This is a genomic window from Blautia sp. An249 (assembly GCF_002159835.1).
In the GTDB taxonomy this organism is placed as follows: Bacteria; Bacillota; Clostridia; order Lachnospirales; family Lachnospiraceae; genus Blautia_A; species Blautia_A avistercoris.
This window is the reverse complement of the sequence record NZ_NFJL01000004.1, coordinates 60098-80647: the sequence shown is the minus strand read 5'-3', so window position 1 is coordinate 80647 and position 20550 is coordinate 60098. Positions and strand designations below refer to the sequence as shown.

Here is a 20550-nt window from a genome sequence, read left to right as displayed (position 1 = left end):
TTTTATTAAGGAGTTCAATTATTGGAAAATATCTAATATGGCGGCGGTGAAGAATTTTGCCCGTTCCACCAGAGAATCTTCCCAGATGTATTCTTTGGTGGTGTGGTTCCACTCGCCGATGGTTCCGCAGGCGCAGACTGTGGGAACGCCTGCCATAGCAGTTGCCGCAGCGTCAGAGCTGCCGCCGCTGTAAATACTCTCAGGAACGGGAAGTCCGGCGTTTTCGGCAGTTTTCTGGAGAAAACGAAAGAGTTTTAGTCCCTCAGGTGTTGTTTCAAATACGGGCATACTGTCAATATATTCCCAGTGGGTAGTGGTCCCTTCCACGTAGGTCTTCTTTAGAATGGCCTCCAGTTTTTCTTTGGTGTCAGCCAGCTCCTGATTGGAGGTGAACCTCATATCCACAATGATTTCGCAGTGAGCCGGAACAGAATTGAAAATGGTTCCGCCCTGGATGGTTCCCACATTAAGGGTAGTGCCTCTGTCCATATTGGTAAGATTTTTTATTTCCAGGATTTTGTAAGCCATTTCCACGATGGCGTTTCGCCCTTTTTCAAAATCTTTCCCTGCGTGGGCGTCGATTCCTTCTACCTGGATCTTACAGCGAACTCCGCCTTTTCTGCCGATACAGAGTTCTTTTTCGGGAAACCCGGTTTCCATGTGAAAGGCACATTCACAGCCGAGAGCTTCTCTGTGGAAAATTTCCCCACCGTTGCTTCCCTTGTGATTCACTTCCTCATCGCCGGACCAGATCATCTTAAGGGGGCGCTTGTCCCAGCCGATTTGCTTCAGCGCTCTGGCGCAGTAAATGGCGATGACGATACCACCCTTCATATCCAGAACTCCGGAGCCGTACAGTTTTCCCTTTTCCCTTTTCCAGGGATTTTCTTTGTCAGTGATCTGGCGGTAAAGAGCTGTGTCATAGTGACCGGAGAAAAGAATCGGTTTTCCTTCTCTTTCTTCTCCGTATATAGCGGAGATGGTTCCCCCGTTTTCATTTCCCACAGGGATATATCTGCAGGAAAAGCCTTCTTTTTCAAGGAATTCAAGAAACATTTCCGAAAAGCTTATCACATCTTCTGGCTCCCGTCCGCAGCTTGGAGTCTGCACAAAGTTTTTCAGCGTAGTTATCATATTTTCTTTCTGGCTTTCCAGCCAGTGAAAAGCGTCCGCGTATTTTTCATACATGTTCCATTTCCTCCTTAATAATTCATAACGGTGGCAATCATACTCAGTACGATACCGACTGCCAGCCAGATACAGAATAGTTTCCACATGAACTTCATCCATTTGTCATAGGGAACTCCGGTGACTCCCAGAAAGCCCATCAGCGCGGAAGCGTGGGGCAGGATGTAGTTGCAGAGACCGTCCCCCAGTTTGAAACAGTAAACGGCATTCTGGCGGGAGATGCCGATAACGTCGGACATGGGGGCCATGATTGGCATAACCACTGCAGCCTGGCCATTTCCGGAAGGAATGAAGAAATTAATAACGATGTTGACTAAGAACATGGCAGGCGCTTTTAGAATCAGCGGCATATAGTTCAGTAAATTGGAGAGATTCATAACAACTGTATCAATAATGCCGGCGGAGGTCAATACCAGGGATACGGCTGCGCCCAGGCCCACCACCAGGGCTGCGCCTGTGGAGGCATTGGCTCCTTTAATAAATAATTTACAGATTTTGCTGGGACCGGTTCCGTACACAAGTCCGCAGATGATTCCCAGCCAGATAAAGAGTACGGAAGTCTCTGCCATGCCCCAGTTCCAGGTCTTACATCCATACATCAGGACGGCAATGCCCACAATAAAGATTGCCAGAATTGCATAATGGCGTTTGCACAGAGAAACTTCCGCATCTTTTGGGTCGAATTCCAGGATTCCCGTTACGCCGTGCAGATAACTTTTTGTGGGATCCTGTTTTATTCTCATTGCATACCGAACGGTGTAGAAAACTGTGACAATGTAAAGAATGACAGTAGTAACAATTCGAAAGCCCATTCCTGAATAAAGGGGGAGACCGGCAATCTCCTGGGCTACGGCTGTGGTAGCATGAAGAGGGCCTGCGCTGAAACTGATTCCAACGCCGAGAAGCACCATGGCGATTCCCACGATGGCGTCATAGCCTAAGGTTAAAGCCAGCATCACACCGATAGGGGCGAAACCGATGAATTTGTCTGTACTCTGTGTGAGTCCCAGGATTGTAAAAACCAGCATGATTAAGGGGATGAAAAATTTTTCCTTTCCTCCGGCACAGACTTTGGAAAGTTTATTGCAAAAAGCGTGAAACATTCCGGTTCCAAGTATTATTTCCAGGGCTCCGGAAATAATAATGATGGAAAAGATCAATTCCGCATTGTTGGTCATGGAATCTACCACCATCGTGGGGATTTCCAGGGGAGAGACGGGGCTGGCTTCTGTTTGCTGATAAGTCCCGGGTTCTACCAGTTCTGTTCCGGTGGCCGGATCTTCATAGCGCTCATAGGAACCGGCAGGGATGACATAAGTCATTAGGGAGACAAAGATCAATAATAGAAAAATGATGACATATGCGTGAGGAATCTGAAATTTTATTTTTTTCGTTTGATTATTCATAGGGTTCTCCTTTTGTAGAATCTTGGCTTTCTTTTATCGTTTCTTGTCAGCATTTCGGGGATTGCTTGAATCTATAAAATAAAAAATATATAATGAGTCTATTGATTTTCATTAGATATTTGGGGTGAAATATATGGAATTATTACAGTTACAATATTTCCGGAAAGCGGCCCGGCTTCAGCATATTTCCCTGGCTGCCGAACAGCTTCACATTGCCCAGCCGGCTCTTAGCCAGTCCATTAAACGTCTGGAGAGGGAATTGGGAGTTCCCCTGTTTGACCGGAAGGGCCGCCATATTGTCCTCAATGAGTATGGCAAAATTTTACTGAAGCACACGGAACAAATCTTTTCTTCTTTAGAAAGCGCCCAAAGCGAAATTTTCAAACTGCAGAACCAGATGAAAAATACGATTTCCCTCTGTGTGAAAGCCGCCTCTGCGTTAATGCCGATGTTGCTGGAAGAGTTTCATTCTTTATACCCAAATGTCATTTTTCACATTTCTCAGGATACCGCTTCGGGAGAGTTTGATTTCCGCATCCATTCCGGGATTTCATTTCCGGAAGATGCGAATTCAGATGTTCTCCTGAAAGAGGGACTTTCTGTTGCTCTGCACAGGGATAATCCCCTTGCAGATAAGGAGAGACTTTCCTTTCAAGATTTATCAGACAATTCTTTTATGATTCTGGAACCTGGCAACGACCTGTATCACACCACTTTGTTTTATTTTCAGAAGGCCGGCTTCAGGCCAAAAACTTCTTTGTACTGCTCCAATCCCAGTATGCTGAGAGATTTTTTAGACAGAAACTACGGGATAGCCCTTCTCCCGGAAAAAACCTGGAACCTTCAGAACAACGATGCCATTGTTCTGAAAAAACTGACGGATTTTTCCTGCTTTCGCTATATTATTCTCACAAGGTGCCGTCCCCTGAGCGCCAATCCTGCACTGTTCAGAGAGTTTAGGAATCTTACGGTATCGTTTTTTAACAGCCTGCAGAATATGTAGTTTTATACCCAGAAGCAGGAACCGAGCATGACCATAAGAGGCAAGGTGACGAGGCTGATTAAGGTGCTCAGGCAGACTTCCTTTACTGCCTGGGTATATGAAAGCTGATACTTTTGTGCGAAGATTGCCACATTGGATCCCACAGGAGTGCTGGCAGCAATCATAACAACCATCCGGATTTCGTAAGATACACCAGAGAACAGGGATAAAATAAGCCAGGTTCCCAGGGGAATTAAAACCAGGCGGATACCGCTGGCCAGATAAGTAAGTCTGCCGGCAAAGACTTCTTTCAGAGAAAGCTGGGCCAGGTAGGTTCCTAAAATAATCATGGCTATGGGAGCGTTCATTCCGGAAACAGAGGAAAGCACTTCCAGGCAGACTTCCGGGAGGGAGATCCGAAAGACAAAGAAGAGAATTCCCAGAACCATACCGATTAGAATCGGATTTTTGCAGAGGTTTTTCAGTTTTATGGTATCTTTTTTTCCGGTCATCATATAAACGCCGTAAGTCCACTGGAAAACATTTAATAAAGCCACGTAAGAGGAAATATAGAAAACAGCTTCTGTTCCGAAAATGGACTGAACCAGAGGAATTCCAATAAATCCTGCATTGGAAAAGGCGCTGCTGAAATTTTCGATGGGATATTTCCTTTTAAAAAACAGGTAAGATACCGCCATGGAAAATAATAAGGTGCAAAGTGCAAGCATAAAAGAGTAGAAAAGGTATTTTACTTTCTCAGCAGAGTACTCCGATAAATAAGCATTTACTATGGTAAAGGGCAAAATGATCTGCAAAAGAAGATTTCCCAATTCCTTTGCTCCGTTTTTCGTAAGCCAGTTTTTTTTATATAAGACATAGCCAATTCCCATGAGCAAATACATGACAATAATTTTTTTGAGCAATAATCCGGCAATTTCCATTTTGCCTTCTCCTTTTTCTGATTTTTATTTATTTTATAATTAAAATCACAAAAAATCCAATATTTATTAGAGAATATATACATAACATAAGTGTTATAGAAACGTTTTATTCCCTTTTAAAGGTGGTTATTTTTATATTCTGCCCGTCTGTCTGTAAAGTGAGGGCGCCTCTTTGGGCAGTGGTATAAATCCGGGATTTCACTGCATTTAATCGTTCCAGGGTTTCTTCGTGGGGGTGGCCGTATCGGTTGTCTTTCCCGCAGGAGATAAAGGATATATCAGGGGATACCTGTTGTAGGAATTCCAGACTGCTGGAATTTTTGGAACCGTGGTGGGCTGCTTTTAAAAACTGGATCTTCCCGGTCTCTTCCAGAAGTTTTCGTTCCTGTTCCACGCCTATATCACCGGTAAGAAGTCCGGTGATGTTTCCGTAAGAAAGTTTCAGCACCATACTGGAGGCATTGGTATCTTCTCCTGTCTGCTCTTCCCGAAATGGGGCCAGTACCTGGATTTGTACGTCCTGGCGTTTCAGTGAATCTCCTTCTTTTAAATAGGTAATGGGAATATCTGCCTGATCTGCCAGTTTTTCCAGGGCTTCATAGGCCTGGGGATGCACATTCCACTGGGGAAGAAACAGGCCCTTTACCCGGACAGAAGTGGTTTTATCGATTTGTGCCTGAAGGATTTCCCGGATACCGCTGATGTGATCTTCGTCTGTGTGGCTGACGAAAATTCCCTCCACACGGGAAATTCCCTGGCTTTTCAGATAGGGGAGGATTTGATAGGCGCCGCAGTTTTTGCTTTCACTGCCGCCGTCTGTGAGATAGCAGGCTCCATCCGGCATGCGAAGCACGATGGCGTCTCCCTGTCCCACATCCAGACAAGTGATAGAAAGCCCTTCCTGAGGATGGATTCCCAGGCAGAAAGTCCCAAGAAGCCAGAGAAGGGCGGCAAAGAATTTAAGCCGACAGGGTGAGAGGGGCAGGTGCTTTTCTTTGTCTTTGGAAATGCGCCAGATTTGGGCTGCCAGAAAAAGGAGGGAATAATAGAAAAGGATTTGGCTCCAGGAGGGCTGTCCTGCCGTCCAGGTGCAGAAAGGAAGGCTGCAGCCCAGTCTGGCGGCCCATTCATAGAGAAGCAGAAGTCCCCGGGCCGGAAGAAGAAGTACCGTTCCCGCAGCCGTAGAGAACAGTCCGGCCAGACCGCCTGCGATTCCGGAGACGAGAACGATACTGACGGTAGGAAGAAGGAGAAGATTCAGCAAAATGCCATAAAGGGAGAGTTCCCCATAGAACCAGAGAAGGACAGGAATGGTAAGGAGCTGGGCACAGAATCCGGTAGTCCATTTTTTATCCAGGAGAGGCTGAAAGTAGTAGATGCCTGCCACCGCGCCAAAAGACAGTAAGAAACCGCTGTTATAGATACAGGCCGGATGTTCGGCGACGAGAAGAAGGGCAGAGAGGGCAAGGGCTGTGAAACCGTCATAGCAGCGGCCGGTAAGCAGGGCGCCCACAGAGAGGAGGAACATGACCACTGCACGCATGGTGGCCGTTCCGGATCCGGTGAAGGTTCCATACTGAATCATCAGAAGCAGAGATAGAAAACCGGAAATCCACAGGCCTGCGCCGGCTTTCTGACAGAGCCTGTACAGACCCATTCCGATCATGGAAATATGCAGGCCGGAGATGGCCAGGATATGAATAATTCCCGCCATCTGATAATAGGCTTTTGTCTCAGGTTCCAGAGCGCTTTTCTCTCCCAGCAGCATGGCGGAAAGGACGGGACCCTGGTCGTGGGCCATAGTCTCAAAATTTCGGGTCAGAGTTTCTCTGAGACGGCACATTCCTTCCTGCCAGACAGAATAGGAGGAAGAGGTTTTCAGAATTTTTCCTTTCCACCCCAGATAGTAGATGTCATCCATGGCATAGTAAGGGCGGGGATCAAATTCTCCCGGATTTCCCGGTTCTTCGGCCTGTTCCAACTGGGCCTCGGCCAGGATTCGGGAACCGATTGCAGGCAGGGAAGGGGAATCCAGATAAAGTTTTACATTGTAAATGGGGATTTTTTCAGATTGCGTGATGAGCGAGACATGTTCAAGGGTGACGGATTGAGAAGTTTCTCCCTGGTGCCGTTGGACTGTGGTACCAAGAATCTGGCATTGAGGATGAGAAGTGAGATATTCCTGCACAGAGGAAGAGATGGGAACGTCCTGAAAACCGGGAAATTCCATGGTTTGTGCCAGCCAGATTCCGGCCAAAACCAAAAGACACAGGAGACATAAGGGTCTTTTTAACATACTTATTCTCCTTTGCTGATTGAATTTTTTATATTATACCGGAAAACTTCTGCATCTGCAAGAAGAGCAGGAAGGATTGCAGTTGGAAAGAGGGTATGGTAAGATGAAAGACAGAAAAAAAGACAGGGGCTAAAAAATTGAAAAGCGTTCAGGAAGATATTAAAACAGGAAATTATAAGGGAGCTTATCTTTTCTACGGAGAGGAAAGTTATCTGAAACAGCAGTATAAACAGAAATTATTAAAAGGGCTGATGCCCCAGGAGGACACCATGAACTTTTCCCGCTTTCAGGGAAAGGGAATTCAGGTCAGAGAAGTGATTGATCTGGGGGAAACGCTGCCTTTTCTGGCAGAGCGCCGGGTGATTCTTCTGGAAGATACGGGCTTTTTTAAGAATAAATGTGAGGAACTGGCGGACTATCTAAAGGAACTGCCGGATTATCTGTGTCTGATTTTCGTAGAAGAGGAAGTGGATAAGAGAAGCAGGATGTATAAGGCGGTGAAGGCGGCCGGACGGATTACGGAGTTTGCGAGGCAGGATGAGAAGAGCCTGGTGCGCTGGATTCTTGGACTTCTGGGAAGAGAAGGAAAGAAGATCACACAGAAAAACATGGAACTTCTGCTGACGAAAACAGGAACCGATATGGGAAATGTACGTATGGAAGTGGAAAAGCTTCTGACTTATACCATGGGACGGGATGTGATTACGGCAGAGGATATTGAAGCAGTCTGTACCACTCAGACCACCAATAAGATTTTTGATATGGTTCGGGCGGTGGCAGAGAAAAATCAGAAAAAAGCTCTGGATTTATATTATGATCTGCTTACCTTAAAAGAGCCGCCCATGCGGATTCTGTTTCTGCTGGCCCGGCAGTTTTACCAGCTTCTCCAGACCAAGGAGATGGCTATGGAAGGCGGAAATCAGCAGGAGATAGCCTCCCGTCTGAAAGTGCCTCCCTTTGCGGTGCGGAATCTCTTAAGCTGTGCCCGCCAGTATACCAGAGAGCAGTTAAAGCAGGCGGTGGAGGATTTTGCAGAGGCAGAAGAGGCTGTAAAGACAGGCCGGCTGCAGGACGTGATGAGCGTGGAGCTTCTGATAATAAAATACAGTCAGCAGGTATCATAAAAGCCCCACTCCGGGGCAAGGGATGTTATTGAAAGCCGAATGGCTGCGCGCGGATGCGCTCACGCCATCCGACAACGGAACTCGCACTGCTTGGTATACCAGAGGTATCCCCCGTGCTCGTGCCGTCTTGCCCGTCCTATGGCTGCGCGCCTGGGCAAGTAAACTTGCCATGCCTGCAGCCGCAGTCCGGGGCTTTCATAAAAATAAAAAAGCAGTCACTGACGGGATGACTGCTTTTGTCTTATCATTTATTTATTAGCCGATGCTGTTTACGGCTTTTGTTAAACGAGAAACTTTTCTGGCACAGTTGTTCTTGTGGTAAACACCTTTAGAAGTAGCCATGCTGATTGCGGAAATTGCATTGGTTAATGCAGCGCCTGCAGCTTCTTTGTCTTTGTTTGCTACGGCAGTATCTACTTTCTTAATAGCTGTCTTAACAGCAGACTTGATTGCCTTATTTCTCGCAGCTTTTGTTCTGTTTACTAAAATTCTTTTCTTTGCAGATTTAATGTTAGCCAATTTGTACACCTCCAATTTGACGAATGATTTAAATGATTTATCAAAGTTCTCCACAGAAACAGACACGGACATTTCTATGGAACATGCTTATATAGTTTAGTATATGTGGGTTTTCTTGTCAATACATAATTCCGTAAAATTTGCAAAAAATAAGAAAAAATTATCACGACCTCATAAGAGGGATAAGTATGATAACGGAGGAAGGAATTATGATGGAGAATTACAGGATTCGTACGGACCTGGCCCTGGAAACCACAGAAAGGTTTAAAGAAGAGCAGGTGGAAATCCGGGGTGTGGTAATTCAGGAGAAGTATGATAAGGAGCGGGACATTAAAACCACAGTGGTGAAAATCGAAACGGAAAACGGTGCAAAAGCCATGGGAAGACCTCAGGGAACCTATATTACTCTGGAAGCGCCCAATTTGTCTGTGCCTGATGAGGATTACCATCGGGAGATTTCCAGAGAGATTGCCCATCACCTTCGCAGCCTGCTGGATCTGAGTCGGGAATTGTCTGTATTGGTAGTGGGCCTTGGCAATCAGGAAATAACCGCCGATTCCCTGGGTCCCCAGGTGGTAAGCCATTTGAAGATGACCCGTCACATTATCCGGGAATACGGAGTTTACAACATGGGCGGGGAAAAGATGCACCGGACCAGCGGAATTGTTCCGGGAGTAATGGCTCAGACAGGCATGGAAACCCTGGAAATCATTCAGGGGGTGGTTTCTGAGACCAACCCGGATGTGGTGATTGCCATTGATGCCCTGGCTGCCCGCAGCACCAGACGGCTGGCCAGAACCATTCAGATTACCGATACCGGCATAACGCCCGGTTCCGGCGTGGGGAATCACCGGGAAGGGATTAACGAGGAAAATCTGCAGGTAAAAGTTATCGGGATTGGGGTGCCTACCGTGGTGGATGCGGCGACCATTGTTCATGATTCTATGGCGCATCTGTTGGAAGTTCTGGATGAAACAGAGCAGAAGGAGTTTCTGGAAGAGATGATATCTCCTCATCTGCACAGCCTGTTTGTGACGCCCAAAGATGTGGACGAGACGGTCAGAAGAATGAGTTTTACCTTATCAGAGGGACTGAATATTGCCTTTGAGAAAGTATAATTTCCTCTTTAGACTCATATATAGTCTAAGAGGTGAGGTGATAAAGTGACGAATGTCCAGAAGGCGTGCTGCATTCTTTTATGCCTGTGCATGGCGGGGATTTTTGTCTTGTACAGTCCTGGCTTTCAGAATTTCAGGCAGGGTCCGGATTTTTTGTGGAACAAGCTTCCCCTGTACCGCTTTCTGGAGGAACAAAGTGTCTACAGCCCTCTGACAGAGGATCCGGAAACCTATGAGAAAATTGTAAAAGCTAACGAAGCTTACTTAAATACCCAGGTAATGGGAGAAAACGAAGGCGCTGTGGAGAAGGAGGAAGAAGAGAAAACAGAAGCAGAGGAAGAAACAGAGACGGCTTCTGCCGGAAACAATCTGCTGGCGCCGGTGGCGGAGACACCCTGTCCTGTTTTGGATTTATCCCCGGAGAAACTGGCGGATTATGATTATCTGCTGAACCAGTTTTTTATTGTGGATACCAATACGTCGGCGGATTCTCAGAACCTGAATGCAGCAGCCTTCATGGAGAAGGATCTGACCCTGGAAAAAGATGCTTCCCAGCCCCAGATTCTCATCTATCACAGCCATTCTCAGGAATTTTTTGCAGATTCCGATACCAGTAATCCGGAAGACGGAGTTGTGGGTATGGGAAACTATCTGACACAGCTTCTCACAGAGCAGTACGGCTATCAGGTTCTCCATGTAACGGAACAGTTCGATGTGGTGGACGGGCAGATTGACCGCAATCGGGCCTATGATTATGCCAGAGAGTATGTGGAACCTCTTCTGGAAGAAAATCCATCCATTGAAGTGGTGTTGGATCTGCACCGGGACGGAGTTCCCGAAGACCGCCGTCTGGTGACAGAAATTAATGGGAAACCAACGGCTCAGATTATGTTTTATAACGGCCTTAGTTATACGGTAAATAACGGTCCGGTGGACTATCTGCCCAATCCCTATATCCAGGATAATCTGGCCTTTTCTTTCCAGCTTGAAATGCAGGCGGCACAGTATTACCCGGACTTTTACCGGGGAATCTATCTGTCGGGGCTTCGCTATAATCTGCATCTGCGTCCCCGGGCGCTGCTCTTAGAGGTGGGAGCCCAGACCAACACGGTGGAAGAGGTAAGAAACGCCATGGAGCCGTTCGCAGATATTTTAAATAAAGTCTTAAGCGGGGAGTAGGAATACTCCCTTTTTGAGAGTGGACTTGCAGGTTTTCTTCTGGTATAATAACAGATCAGCAAATAGGATTTCCAAACAACAAGAGGAGGAATACACTGCAAAAATGACAGATCAGAGTAAAATCAGAAATTTTTGTATTATTGCCCATATAGATCACGGAAAGTCAACCCTGGCGGACCGTATTATTGAAAAGACGGGACTGCTTACAGAAAGGGAGATGCAGGCGCAGGTTCTGGATAACATGGAACTGGAAAGAGAGCGTGGAATTACCATTAAATCCCAGGCGGTCCGGATTGTTTATAAGGCAGAAGACGGTGAAGAATATATTTTCAATCTGATAGATACCCCGGGACATGTGGACTTTAATTATGAAGTTTCCCGTTCCCTGGCAGCCTGCGACGGGGCTGTTCTGGTGGTGGATGCGGCTCAGGGAATTGAAGCCCAGACTCTGGCCAATGTATATCTTGCGCTGGATCACGATTTGGACGTGCTTCCGGTGATTAATAAGATTGATCTCCCCAGTGCGGAGCCGGAGCGTGTGATTAACGAAATTGAGGATGTAATCGGAATTGAGGCCCAGGATGCGCCCCGGATTTCCGCCAAGACAGGGCTGAACGTGGAGGAAGTTCTGGAGCAGATTGTACAGAAAATTCCTGCGCCCCAGGGCGATCCGCAAGCTCCCCTGAAGGCGCTGATCTTTGATTCTATCTATGATTCCTATAAAGGGGTAATTGTATTTTGCCGGGTGAAAGAGGGAACTGTCAGAAAGGGTACCCCCATCCGGATGATGGCCACAGGAGCCGAAGCGGAAGTGGTGGAAGTAGGCTACTTCGGAGCCGGACAGTTTATCCCCTGTGAAGAACTGTCAGCAGGAATGGTAGGCTATCTGACGGCAAGTATTAAGAACGTAAGAGACACCCGGGTGGGCGATACGGTAACTACTCAGAAAAACCCCTGTAAGGAGGCGCTTCCTGGCTATAAGAAAGTAAACCCCATGGTATACTGCGGGATGTATCCGGCAGACGGAGCCAAATACGGGGATTTAAGGGATGCTTTGGAAAAACTTCAGTTAAACGACGCCTCCCTGCAGTACGAACCGGAGACCTCTGTGGCGCTGGGATTTGGTTTCCGCTGCGGATTTTTAGGTCTGCTTCATCTGGAAATTATCCAGGAGCGTCTGGAAAGAGAATATAACCTGGATCTGGTGACCACGGCTCCCGGCGTTATTTACAAAGTCTATAAAACCAACGGAGAGATGATAGAACTGACCAATCCTTCCAACCTTCCGGATCCTTCGGAAATCGAATATATGGAAGAACCTATGGTGGAAGCAGAGATTATGGTGACGACAGAGTTTATCGGTTCCATTATGGACTTATGCCAGGAACGGCGCGGTCAGTATCAGGGAATGGAATACATGGAAGAGACAAGGGCTCTTTTGAAATACAAGCTTCCTCTCAATGAAATTATCTATGACTTCTTTGACGCCCTGAAGTCCCGCTCCAGAGGGTATGCTTCCCTGGACTACGACTTATGCGGCTACGAAAGAAGCGAATTGGTGAAACTGGATATTCTGGTAAATAAAGAAGAAGTGGACGCCCTTTCCTTTATTGTGCATACGGACACCGCTTATGAGCGGGGCAGGAAGATGTGTGAAAAATTAAAAGAAGAGATTCCCCGCCAGCTCTTTGAAATACCTATTCAGGCGGCTATTGGAAGTAAAATTATTGCCCGCGAGACGGTAAAAGCCATGAGAAAAGACGTCCTGGCCAAATGTTACGGAGGCGACATCAGCCGGAAGAAGAAACTTCTGGAGAAACAGAAGGAAGGTAAGAAGCGGATGCGCCAGGTGGGAAATGTGGAGATTCCCCAGAAAGCATTCATGAGTGTTCTGAAACTGGATGACAAATAGTCTGATGGAGGAAATACATGGAAAGTAAAAAAGTATGGAAAATAGGAAGAATCCTGGCAGTCTGCCTGCTGACAGGAACGCTGGCAGTCGGGATGGCAGGCTGTGGAGAGGATAAGGAGAGCGACAGCGGGATACAGGAGCTTCTGACTCCCACGCCCGGTCCTACTCCCACACCGGAACCAAGCGGCGGGAGCGTGGTGACAAACGGAGATATAACCATGGTCAACGAATATGTAAATCAGAAGGCAAAGGGAGAGATTACCGTACCTGTAACTCCTACCCAGGCGCCTTCAGATGAAGGTTCCGACGGTTCACAGTCCGGAGAGGATGGAGAAGACTACAGCGACGACAGTTCCGATTACAGCGAAGAGGACTACAGCGACTACAGTGAAGAGGACTACAGTGAGGATGATTCCGGTTACAGTGACGACAGCTATGAGGATTACAGTGACGACGGCTCCGATTATTACAGCGAAGACGAATATTGAGAAAACAGGGAGAATTCATGAAACGTGGATTGGAAGTGTATATACATATTCCCTTTTGTGTGAAGAAATGCGATTACTGTGATTTTTTGTCCGGACCGGGGACTTTGGAAACGCAGAAGGCCTATTTTTCGGCTCTGAGAAAGGAGCTGCAGGCGGCCTCAGACAGAGATTGTCAGGTGGATACGGTTTTCATCGGAGGAGGAACACCTTCCTGTGCACAACCGGAGGAAATCGCCGGAATTCTGGAAGAAGTAAGGAAGAATTTCCTCCTTTCAGAACAGGCGGAGATCTCCATGGAAGCTAATCCGGGAACCCTGACCGGAGAAAAGCTGGCGATTTACCGACAGGCCGGAATAAACCGTCTCAGTATCGGTTGTCAGTCCCTTTCGGATCGAGAGCTGAAAGAGCTGGGAAGAATTCATACGGCTAAGGAGTTTGAGGAGAGCTTTTATCTGGCCCGAGAGGCGGGATTTACCAATATTAATGTGGATTTGATGTCCGGAATTCCCGGCCAGACCTTACAGTCCTGGGAGGAGAATCTGCTTCGTTTGATGGGTTACCGGCCGGAGCACATTTCAGCCTACAGTCTGATTGTAGAAGAAGGCACGCCCTTTGCCTGCCGCAATCTGGATCTTCCGGATGAAGAGACAGAACGCATGATGTATGAACGAACAGGAGAGATCCTGGGACAGCAGGGGTATCAGCAGTATGAAATCTCCAATTATGCAAAGAAAGGGTTTGCATGCCGTCATAACATCGGTTACTGGGAGAGAAAAGAGTACCTGGGATTTGGACTGGGAGCCGCGTCTTTATGGAACAAAACCCGTTTTGCCAATACGGGAAAAATGGAAATTTATCTGGAGAACAGCGGCAATCTTAACAAAATCAGGGAAAATAAGGAAGTTCTGGATCAGAAATCCGAAATGGAGGAGTTCCTGTTTCTGGGACTCCGAATGACAAAGGGGATTTCGGAGGCTGATTTTGAGAAGTATTTTCACCTGTCTCTGACTCAGGTATACAAGGACGCGATACAGAAACATGAGGCCCTGGGACTGTTAAAGAGAGAACAGGGGAGGTTATTTCTGACACGAAAAGGAATCTCCTTGAGTAATCAGGTTTTTGTGGATTTTCTGTTGGATGAAGAATGGGAGAGAGAACAATGAGCTTATATTCTGTGGTGGTGCCGGTATACAATTCCGAACATACGCTGGAAGAACTGTATACCCGGTTAAAACAGGTATTTGAAACGGAAATTAAAGAAGAATTTGAGCTGATTCTGGTGGACGACAGCTCCCGGGACGGCTCCTATGAGGTTATGGAAAAACTTCATGAGACGGACAGGCGGGTGAAGATCATCCAGATGGCCAGGAATTTCGGCCAGCATCCGGCCCTTCTGTGCGGATTTCATTATGCCAAAGGGGATTTTATTATTACCATGGATGATGATCTGCAGCATCGGCCGGAAGAACTGCCTAAGATGATTCAGGTAATGAATGAAAGAGACGATGTGGATGTAATTCTGGCCAGATATGAGAACAGGAAGCATAATCTCATTCGGAAAATAGGGACCCGGGTGTCCATTTTTGCCACTTCTAAGATGCTGCATAAGGATCCGAATCTGGAGATTACCAGTTTCCGTCTGATGCGGCGTTTCATTGTGGAAGCAATCCTGAATACAGATACCCATCTGCCTCAGATTGGGAATCTTCTGGTGCAGACTTCTAACCGGATCATTAATGTGCCGGTACACCACGACGCCCGTAAATTCGGAAAGAGCAATTATACCTTCCGGCATCTGGTGTCGGATTTAATTTACGACATTACAACCAATTCGGCCTTTCCGCTGATTGTGGTCAGGGATATTGGAATTGTAAGTTTTATTATCAGTATCATTCTGGGAATTGTCTATCTGGTGCGTTATCTGGCTTTTGGAGCGTCAGTGGAAGGCTGGACCACTCTGGTTCTTCTTATCCTGGCCTACAATGGGCTGATTCTTTTAGGTATAGGAATTCTGGGACAGTATCTGATGCATGTTCTGGATGAGGCGAAAAAGATGCCCAATTACGTGGAACGGCGCAAGAAGCTTTAAAGGCGCAGAAAGGAAAAGTATGAAAGAAATCGGAGGCTATCTGGAACTGGAAGAACTGAAGGGAGAAGACCATTACCCTAAGCTTCTGCATCTGAATCTGGGCAGGACGGCTCTTTTGTTCGCGTTGGAAATATTACAGGCAGAAAAGCTGTTTCTGCCCCGTTTTCTCTGTGACTCGGTAACGGAAATCTGCAGGAAATGGGGGAAAGAGCTTCACTGGTACCAGATAGATGAAAACTTCACCCCCATTTTGGAAAAAGAGCCCAGAGAGGGAGAATACGTATATCTGGTCAACTATTACGGCCAGCTTACAGATCAGAGAATTCGTGCTTATCAGAAGAAATATGGTTTTGTGCTGGTGGATCATACCCATGCCTTTTACCAGAGGCCTTTAAAGGATATTCCCACCCTCTATTCCCCGCGGAAATTCTTTGGTCTGCCGGACGGCGGACTTCTGTCACTTCCTGGAGACGTGGCGGAAAAAGCGAAAGAGGAGTATCAGAGACTGGAAAGGGACTGTTCCGGGGCCCGGATGAAGCATATTCTGGGACGATATGAACAGGACGCATCCGGTTATTATCAGGATATGCTTGCAAGCGCCCATGGATTTGGAGAGGAAACTGTTAAAAAGATGTCTAAAATAACCGGAAATCTTTTAAAAGCCATTGATTATGAAAGGGCGAAAGAAAAGAGGAACCAAAATTATGAGATACTCCAAAGTCTGCTGGACGAAGGAAACCGACAGGAATTTCAAAAGCCGGAGGGGCCCTTTGTATATCCTTACCGGGTACCCGGCGGGCAGGAACTTAGAAGGCGTCTTGCAGCAGAAAAAATCTATGTTCCCCTGTACTGGTCCAATGTATTAAGGGACATGCCCGAAGAAAGCACAGAATATCAGATGGCTGCCAATATCCTTCCTCTGCCCTGTGATCAGAGATACGGGCCGGAAGAAATGGAGCGTCTGGCAGAGACGGTAAAAAAGTTTTAGGAAAGAGGGGAATAAACATATGAACCACAGACTGTTGATTCTGGGATCCCTCAGAGAGTTTGTGCAATTAATAGAGATGGCTCGGGAAAGAGGAATATATACCATTGTCTGCGACGGATATGCAGACGGAGAAGGGAAGGCAGCGGCAGATAAGGCGTATACGGTGAATCCGGGAGAGATTGAGAAGATTGCAGAAATCTGCCGGGCAGAAAAGGTGGATGCAATCCTGACTTCTTTTTCCGATTATTTATTTGAGTGTATGGTAAAAATTGCAGACAAGGCGGGTCTGCCCTGCTATTTCCGGCCGAAGAAACTGGATTATTACCGGAACAAGCAGAAGATGAAAGAGATGTTTCAAGAGCTGGGAATTGCCAGTGCAAACCATGTCTGCCTGAGAGAGGACTTCACCGATCAGGAAACTTCCGGACTCAGATTTCCGGTGGTAAGCAAACCCCTGGATCGATACGGTTCCAGAGGTGTCTACATTTTAAATTCTCCATTGGAAATCCGGGAATATTTTCAGAAAGTGAAGGGATATTCCCAGAAGCCAGAGATTCTGGTGGAAGAGTACCAGGATGGCTATGAATTTAATATGATGACCTGGGTGCTGGAAGGGCAGGTTTACGTGTTAAGTCTTGCCGACCGGGAAAAAACACCGGTAAATCAAAGGGAGATTCCCATCAGTACCAGAAATGTGTATCCTTCCTGTCTTATGACAGAGGTTTATGAAGACGCCAGAGAAATCCTGCAGAAAGTAGCGGATTATACCGGGCAGAAAGAGGGAATCCTTTCCATGCAGTTTTTCTGGAATCCCCGGAGGGGAATCTCTGTCTGCGAAGTGGCGGGCCGGTTTCTGGGATACGAGCATGAGCTGATTGATTACTGCAGCGGTTTAAAGGTGGAAGATCTGCTTTTAGATTATGCTTATGACAAAGAAAGTCTGGCGCGCCTGGTAAAAGGCCATCAGCCGTTTTTTCACAACTGCTGTGCTGTTTTATATTTTCATGGAAAGCCGGGAAAGAAGATTGCAGATCAAAAGACAGCCCGCCGCCTGGGAGAACTGGAACAGGTAAAGGAATGCTGGCTGTTTTACCGGGGAGGAGAAATTATAGAAGAGCATGGAAGAAATCCTTACGTGGCCCGGTATTATATCCGGGGAAAAGACCGGAAAGACCTGGACAGACTGACAGAGAAAATCTACCGGGAAATTTCCATTACAGATGAAAAGGGCGAGGAAGTTATTTACAGAAACGAAATACCTTCTTATCCAAAATAAAAGAAAAAACTGCCGCAGCTATGAGTTTTTCATTCATAGCTGCGGCAGTTTTTATACCAGCCGGTAGCTGATTTTATTCTGATCGAATAGATTTGTCATCTCCCCGGGGCAGTCTTTATCCGTAATCAGCCGATAGATGTCCTTCAGATTGCAGACGGAAAAGATAGTTGTTTTATCCATTTTGGAGCTGTCTGCCAGGAGAATGGTTTTATCAGAGGAAGCCAGAATCTGCCGGCGCAGCATAATCTCCTCATCAAAATAATCCGTAAGAACCAGTTCCCGGTTAATCCCTGCTCCCCCGATAAAAGCCTTATCCACATGAAACTGCTGGAGCATGGAAATTGTATAATGACCATAGGTCATAAAGTCATCCCGGCGTACCCGTCCTCCCAGGAAAAAAACATGGCTGTAGCTGCTCTCCTGGAGGATTTCCATGATTCGGAAAGACATGGTGATAATGACCAGGGATTTGAGAAGCTCCTGGTCATCGGCCAGCAGCTTTGTCAGCTCCTGTACTGTGGTTCCGCTTTCCAGAATGATGGAATCGCCGGGTTTTATCATGTGATAGGCGGCCTGGGCGATCCGCTGTTTCTGGGCCAGATTATGGGTGGAACGGGTGGAAAAAGGGGTTTCGTTACTTTTGCGTTCCTTTGGCGCAACACCGCCGTGGATACGGATAACCAGATCCTGTTCTTCCAGAAATTCAATGTCCTTTCGGATAGTTTCCGTAGATACGGAAAAAAATTCGGCCAGTTCATTGATAGTGGTTACGGGGGCCTCGCAGATAAGCTGCAGCATATTCTCGCGCCGATGCTTCATTTTATTATTGGATTTCATCACAACAGCTCCTTATAAACTCATAAATCACGTTCAGTATAGCATAGAATTTCTCTGCTTTCCAGATGAGTGAAAGGAAATCCCCCGTAAGGAAAAATTATATCTCTACCTTTTCGTATTTCTTATGGAATCCGCCGGACGGCCCGATTGTTTTACGGAAGAGAATCTCATCGCTTCCTCTGACCACATAGTCTTTAAAGGTTCCCACCCGTTCATAACCGTGACGCTCATAGAACCGGATTGCGCCCTCATTAAAGGAGGCGGCAAATACGAAAACATTGGGATAGCTTTCAAAGATAAGCTTTTCAATATAGGCGATCACTCTTCCTCCGATGCCTCCTCCCTGAAATCTGGGATCGATACAGAAGGAACGGATAAATCCTCTCAGATTTCCACGAAGCTCTATAAGGATGCATCCGGCCAATTCTTCTTGGGAGTAGACCACATACAGTTCCCCTGCGGCGTCCCGTATTTTCCCCATGGTATAATCAAAAGTTTTTCCCAGACTCAGCCAGGGCTCATTTTCGCTTAAGAGCAGGGCGCTTCTGTGGTATTCAAAGTCTGTGTCTGCGCGTTTTATAAGCAGTTTTTCTTTTTCCATGATGTATTCCTTTCTTTAGACGAATAAGGTGCCAAGTTTATAGATAAGATAAGAAACCCACTGGGAACCAATGGACAGGCAAGTGGCCATACTGGCTCCTTCCGGAAATTCAAATCCTACGCTGTTTCCGAGAGCGGTCATAACAGGCGCATAGTCCGACGAAATCAGCAGGATAACAGCCATAAAGAGGGTTCCAATCAGCCAGCCGCGAAAGACGTTTCCCTTTGAAGGAACAACGGCCCACACGATGAAAAAGGTAAGACCGCTTAATTCGGCAAGGGGCAGGGTGATATTTCCGGGAAGAATAACTGCCAGAATCAATGTGGTAGGAATTAATAAAAGGGAGGTTGCGATAATGGAGGGGTGCCCCACAACCACGGCGGCGTCCAGCCCGATATAAAGGGTGCGGCCTTTGAACTTCTTCTGCATGAATTCTGAGGCGGCAGAAGATACAGGCATAAGTCCTTCCATCAGGATTCCGATCATTTTGGGAAGGATAAACATAGCGGCGGCAGTGGTCATAGCCGTATTCATAACCGTGGAAGCATCCACTCTGGCGACTAACGCAAGAATGGCGCCGATAATCAGACCGAGAATGCTGGGTTCCCCGAGAACGCCCAGCTTTTTCTGTATTTTCTCGGGAGTCCAGTCGATGTTCCGGATTCCGGGAATGCGGTCGATTACTTTATTCAAAGGAATTCCGATCAGAGCCCAGCCGGTGGATTCGATGTGGGGGATAGAGATTCCGGGAATTCCGAAAAATTTCTCTACATAGGGTTGTGAGAAATCGGCAATCTTAAAAATAACGGCCATAGCCAGGCAGGCGGCGCCTACGGAGAGAAGCATATTTCCGCTGAGTAAGTACAGAGAACCGCCGATGAAAAGTGGCTGCCAGTAGTTCCATATATCTACGTCCAGGGTCTTGGTAAATCCCACAATCACGAGCAGAATGTTCATGACAAATACAGAAACCAAAATTACCGGAACCACAGCCCCGCTGGACCAGGCAATACTGGAGGCAATGGGCCATCCCACGTCAATGGCGGTAAGTTTGAAATTGTAAAGTTCTACAAGCTGGTTAATAACCACCATCAGACTGTCAGCCAGCATGGAGATCACAAGATTAATCCCGATAAATCCGATGCCCACAGTGATTCCTGCTTTGAAGGCTTTCCCCGGCTTCAGACCGAAGATCAGGCCCAGAATCAGAATAATAATGGGCATAAAGACAGAGGAACCAGCGTCCATAATAAAATGAATAACCTGCATAAACATAGAAATTTCCCCCTTACTTTAGTTTGCTGACAATTTCATCTAACACAGCCTCTGTACCGATACCGGTTATCAGTGCCAGGGCATTGACCACTTCCACCGGAAAGTCTCCGCTTAGATAGGTGGTGGAGACAATTAAATCAATTCCGTCCAGGCTGGAAGTGATACTGGTGGGAGTGCATCTTAAGGTAGTGACCGGAATTCCTGCCTTTGAACAGGCCTCTTGTACCCGGTTTTCTGCAACTGCTGATGTGATTCCGCCAGTACCGCAGACAAACAAGATTTTCTTCATAAGTAATCCTCCTTTTTGAATAAATTTGTAAAAAACCAATTA

19 protein-coding genes are annotated in these 20550 nt (G+C 46.8%); 10 read left to right on the top strand and 9 right to left on the bottom strand.

What is annotated here, in order from left to right; genetic code table 11:
- Positions 1–18 precede the first annotated feature (18 nt).
- Both B5F53_RS05450 and B5F53_RS05445 read right to left on the bottom strand, forming a co-directional pair.
- A complete protein-coding gene (locus tag B5F53_RS05450) occupies positions 19–1188 on the bottom strand; it encodes a M20/M25/M40 family metallo-hydrolase (protein WP_162610530.1) in 1170 nt (389 codons plus the stop codon).
- 14 nt (positions 1189–1202) lie between these two features.
- A complete protein-coding gene (locus tag B5F53_RS05445) occupies positions 1203–2594 on the bottom strand; it encodes a YfcC family protein (RefSeq protein ID WP_087220981.1) in 1392 nt (463 codons plus the stop codon).
- A gap of 133 nt (positions 2595–2727) precedes the next feature.
- Between B5F53_RS05445 and B5F53_RS05440 the strand changes: the two genes are divergently transcribed.
- On the top strand, positions 2728–3597 hold the full coding sequence (locus B5F53_RS05440; RefSeq protein WP_087220978.1) for a LysR family transcriptional regulator: 870 nt from the start codon (positions 2728–2730) through the stop codon (positions 3595–3597).
- Between the two features lie 2 nt (positions 3598–3599).
- Here the strand turns inward: B5F53_RS05440 and B5F53_RS05435 are convergent, their stop codons facing one another.
- Both B5F53_RS05435 and B5F53_RS05430 read right to left on the bottom strand, forming a co-directional pair.
- Entirely contained in the window at positions 3600–4517 is a 918-nt protein-coding gene (locus B5F53_RS05435) for an AEC family transporter (protein WP_087220975.1), read from the bottom strand.
- Between the two features lie 106 nt (positions 4518–4623).
- On the bottom strand, positions 4624–6813 hold the full coding sequence (locus tag B5F53_RS05430; RefSeq protein WP_087220972.1) for a DNA internalization-related competence protein ComEC/Rec2: 2190 nt from the start codon (positions 6811–6813) through the stop codon (positions 4624–4626).
- Between the two features lie 137 nt (positions 6814–6950).
- On the opposite strand from B5F53_RS05430, the gene holA reads away from it, so the two are divergent.
- Positions 6951–7937, top strand: coding sequence for a DNA polymerase III subunit delta (gene holA, locus B5F53_RS05425; RefSeq protein WP_087220969.1), 987 nt, complete (start codon positions 6951–6953; stop codon positions 7935–7937).
- Positions 7938–8192: 255 nt separating this feature from the next.
- Here the strand turns inward: holA and rpsT are convergent, their stop codons facing one another.
- The gene (rpsT, locus tag B5F53_RS05415) at positions 8193–8456 is read right to left on the bottom strand and encodes a 30S ribosomal protein S20 (RefSeq protein ID WP_162610529.1); all 264 of its coding nucleotides are present in this window, start codon (positions 8454–8456) and stop codon (positions 8193–8195) included.
- Between the two features lie 209 nt (positions 8457–8665).
- Between rpsT and gpr the strand changes: the two genes are divergently transcribed.
- The 8 genes from gpr to B5F53_RS05375 all read left to right on the top strand — a co-directional run bounded on the left by gpr (position 8666) and on the right by B5F53_RS05375 (position 17506).
- Positions 8666–9574, top strand: a complete 909-nt coding sequence (gene gpr / locus B5F53_RS05410; protein WP_087221330.1) for a GPR endopeptidase — start codon at positions 8666–8668, stop codon at positions 9572–9574.
- Positions 9575–9727: 153 nt separating this feature from the next.
- On the top strand, positions 9728–10753 hold the full coding sequence (locus tag B5F53_RS05405; RefSeq protein WP_242970252.1) for a stage II sporulation protein P: 1026 nt from the start codon (positions 9728–9730) through the stop codon (positions 10751–10753).
- Positions 10754–10856: 103 nt separating this feature from the next.
- Positions 10857–12665, top strand: coding sequence for a translation elongation factor 4 (lepA, locus tag B5F53_RS05400; RefSeq protein WP_087220960.1), 1809 nt, complete (start codon positions 10857–10859; stop codon positions 12663–12665).
- A gap of 17 nt (positions 12666–12682) precedes the next feature.
- A complete protein-coding gene (locus B5F53_RS05395) occupies positions 12683–13153 on the top strand; it encodes a hypothetical protein (RefSeq protein ID WP_087220957.1) in 471 nt (156 codons plus the stop codon).
- Positions 13154–13170: 17 nt separating this feature from the next.
- Positions 13171–14316, top strand: coding sequence for a radical SAM family heme chaperone HemW (hemW, locus tag B5F53_RS05390; RefSeq protein WP_087220954.1), 1146 nt, complete (start codon positions 13171–13173; stop codon positions 14314–14316).
- Positions 14313–15242, top strand: a complete 930-nt coding sequence (locus B5F53_RS05385) for a glycosyltransferase family 2 protein (protein ID WP_087220951.1) — start codon at positions 14313–14315, stop codon at positions 15240–15242. Before hemW ends, B5F53_RS05385 begins: the two co-directional genes overlap by 4 nt.
- A gap of 19 nt (positions 15243–15261) precedes the next feature.
- Complete coding sequence (locus B5F53_RS05380; protein WP_087220948.1) at positions 15262–16230, top strand: hypothetical protein; 969 nt, start codon at positions 15262–15264, stop codon at positions 16228–16230.
- Positions 16231–16249: 19 nt separating this feature from the next.
- Positions 16250–17506 (top strand): ATP-grasp domain-containing protein, encoded by a 1257-nt coding sequence (locus B5F53_RS05375; RefSeq protein ID WP_087220945.1) that lies wholly within the window; start codon positions 16250–16252, stop codon positions 17504–17506.
- Positions 17507–17557: 51 nt separating this feature from the next.
- Here the strand turns inward: B5F53_RS05375 and B5F53_RS05370 are convergent, their stop codons facing one another.
- From B5F53_RS05370 to B5F53_RS05355, 4 genes are all read right to left on the bottom strand, one after another.
- Positions 17558–18343, bottom strand: a complete 786-nt coding sequence (locus tag B5F53_RS05370) for a DeoR/GlpR family DNA-binding transcription regulator (RefSeq protein ID WP_087220942.1) — start codon at positions 18341–18343, stop codon at positions 17558–17560.
- Between the two features lie 97 nt (positions 18344–18440).
- Positions 18441–18944, bottom strand: a complete 504-nt coding sequence (locus B5F53_RS05365; protein ID WP_087220939.1) for a GNAT family N-acetyltransferase — start codon at positions 18942–18944, stop codon at positions 18441–18443.
- A gap of 15 nt (positions 18945–18959) precedes the next feature.
- The gene (locus B5F53_RS05360) at positions 18960–20219 is read right to left on the bottom strand and encodes a PTS galactitol transporter subunit IIC (protein WP_087220936.1); all 1260 of its coding nucleotides are present in this window, start codon (positions 20217–20219) and stop codon (positions 18960–18962) included.
- 13 nt (positions 20220–20232) lie between these two features.
- Complete coding sequence (locus B5F53_RS05355; RefSeq protein WP_087220934.1) at positions 20233–20508, bottom strand: PTS sugar transporter subunit IIB; 276 nt, start codon at positions 20506–20508, stop codon at positions 20233–20235.
- Positions 20509–20550: the final 42 nt, after the last annotated feature.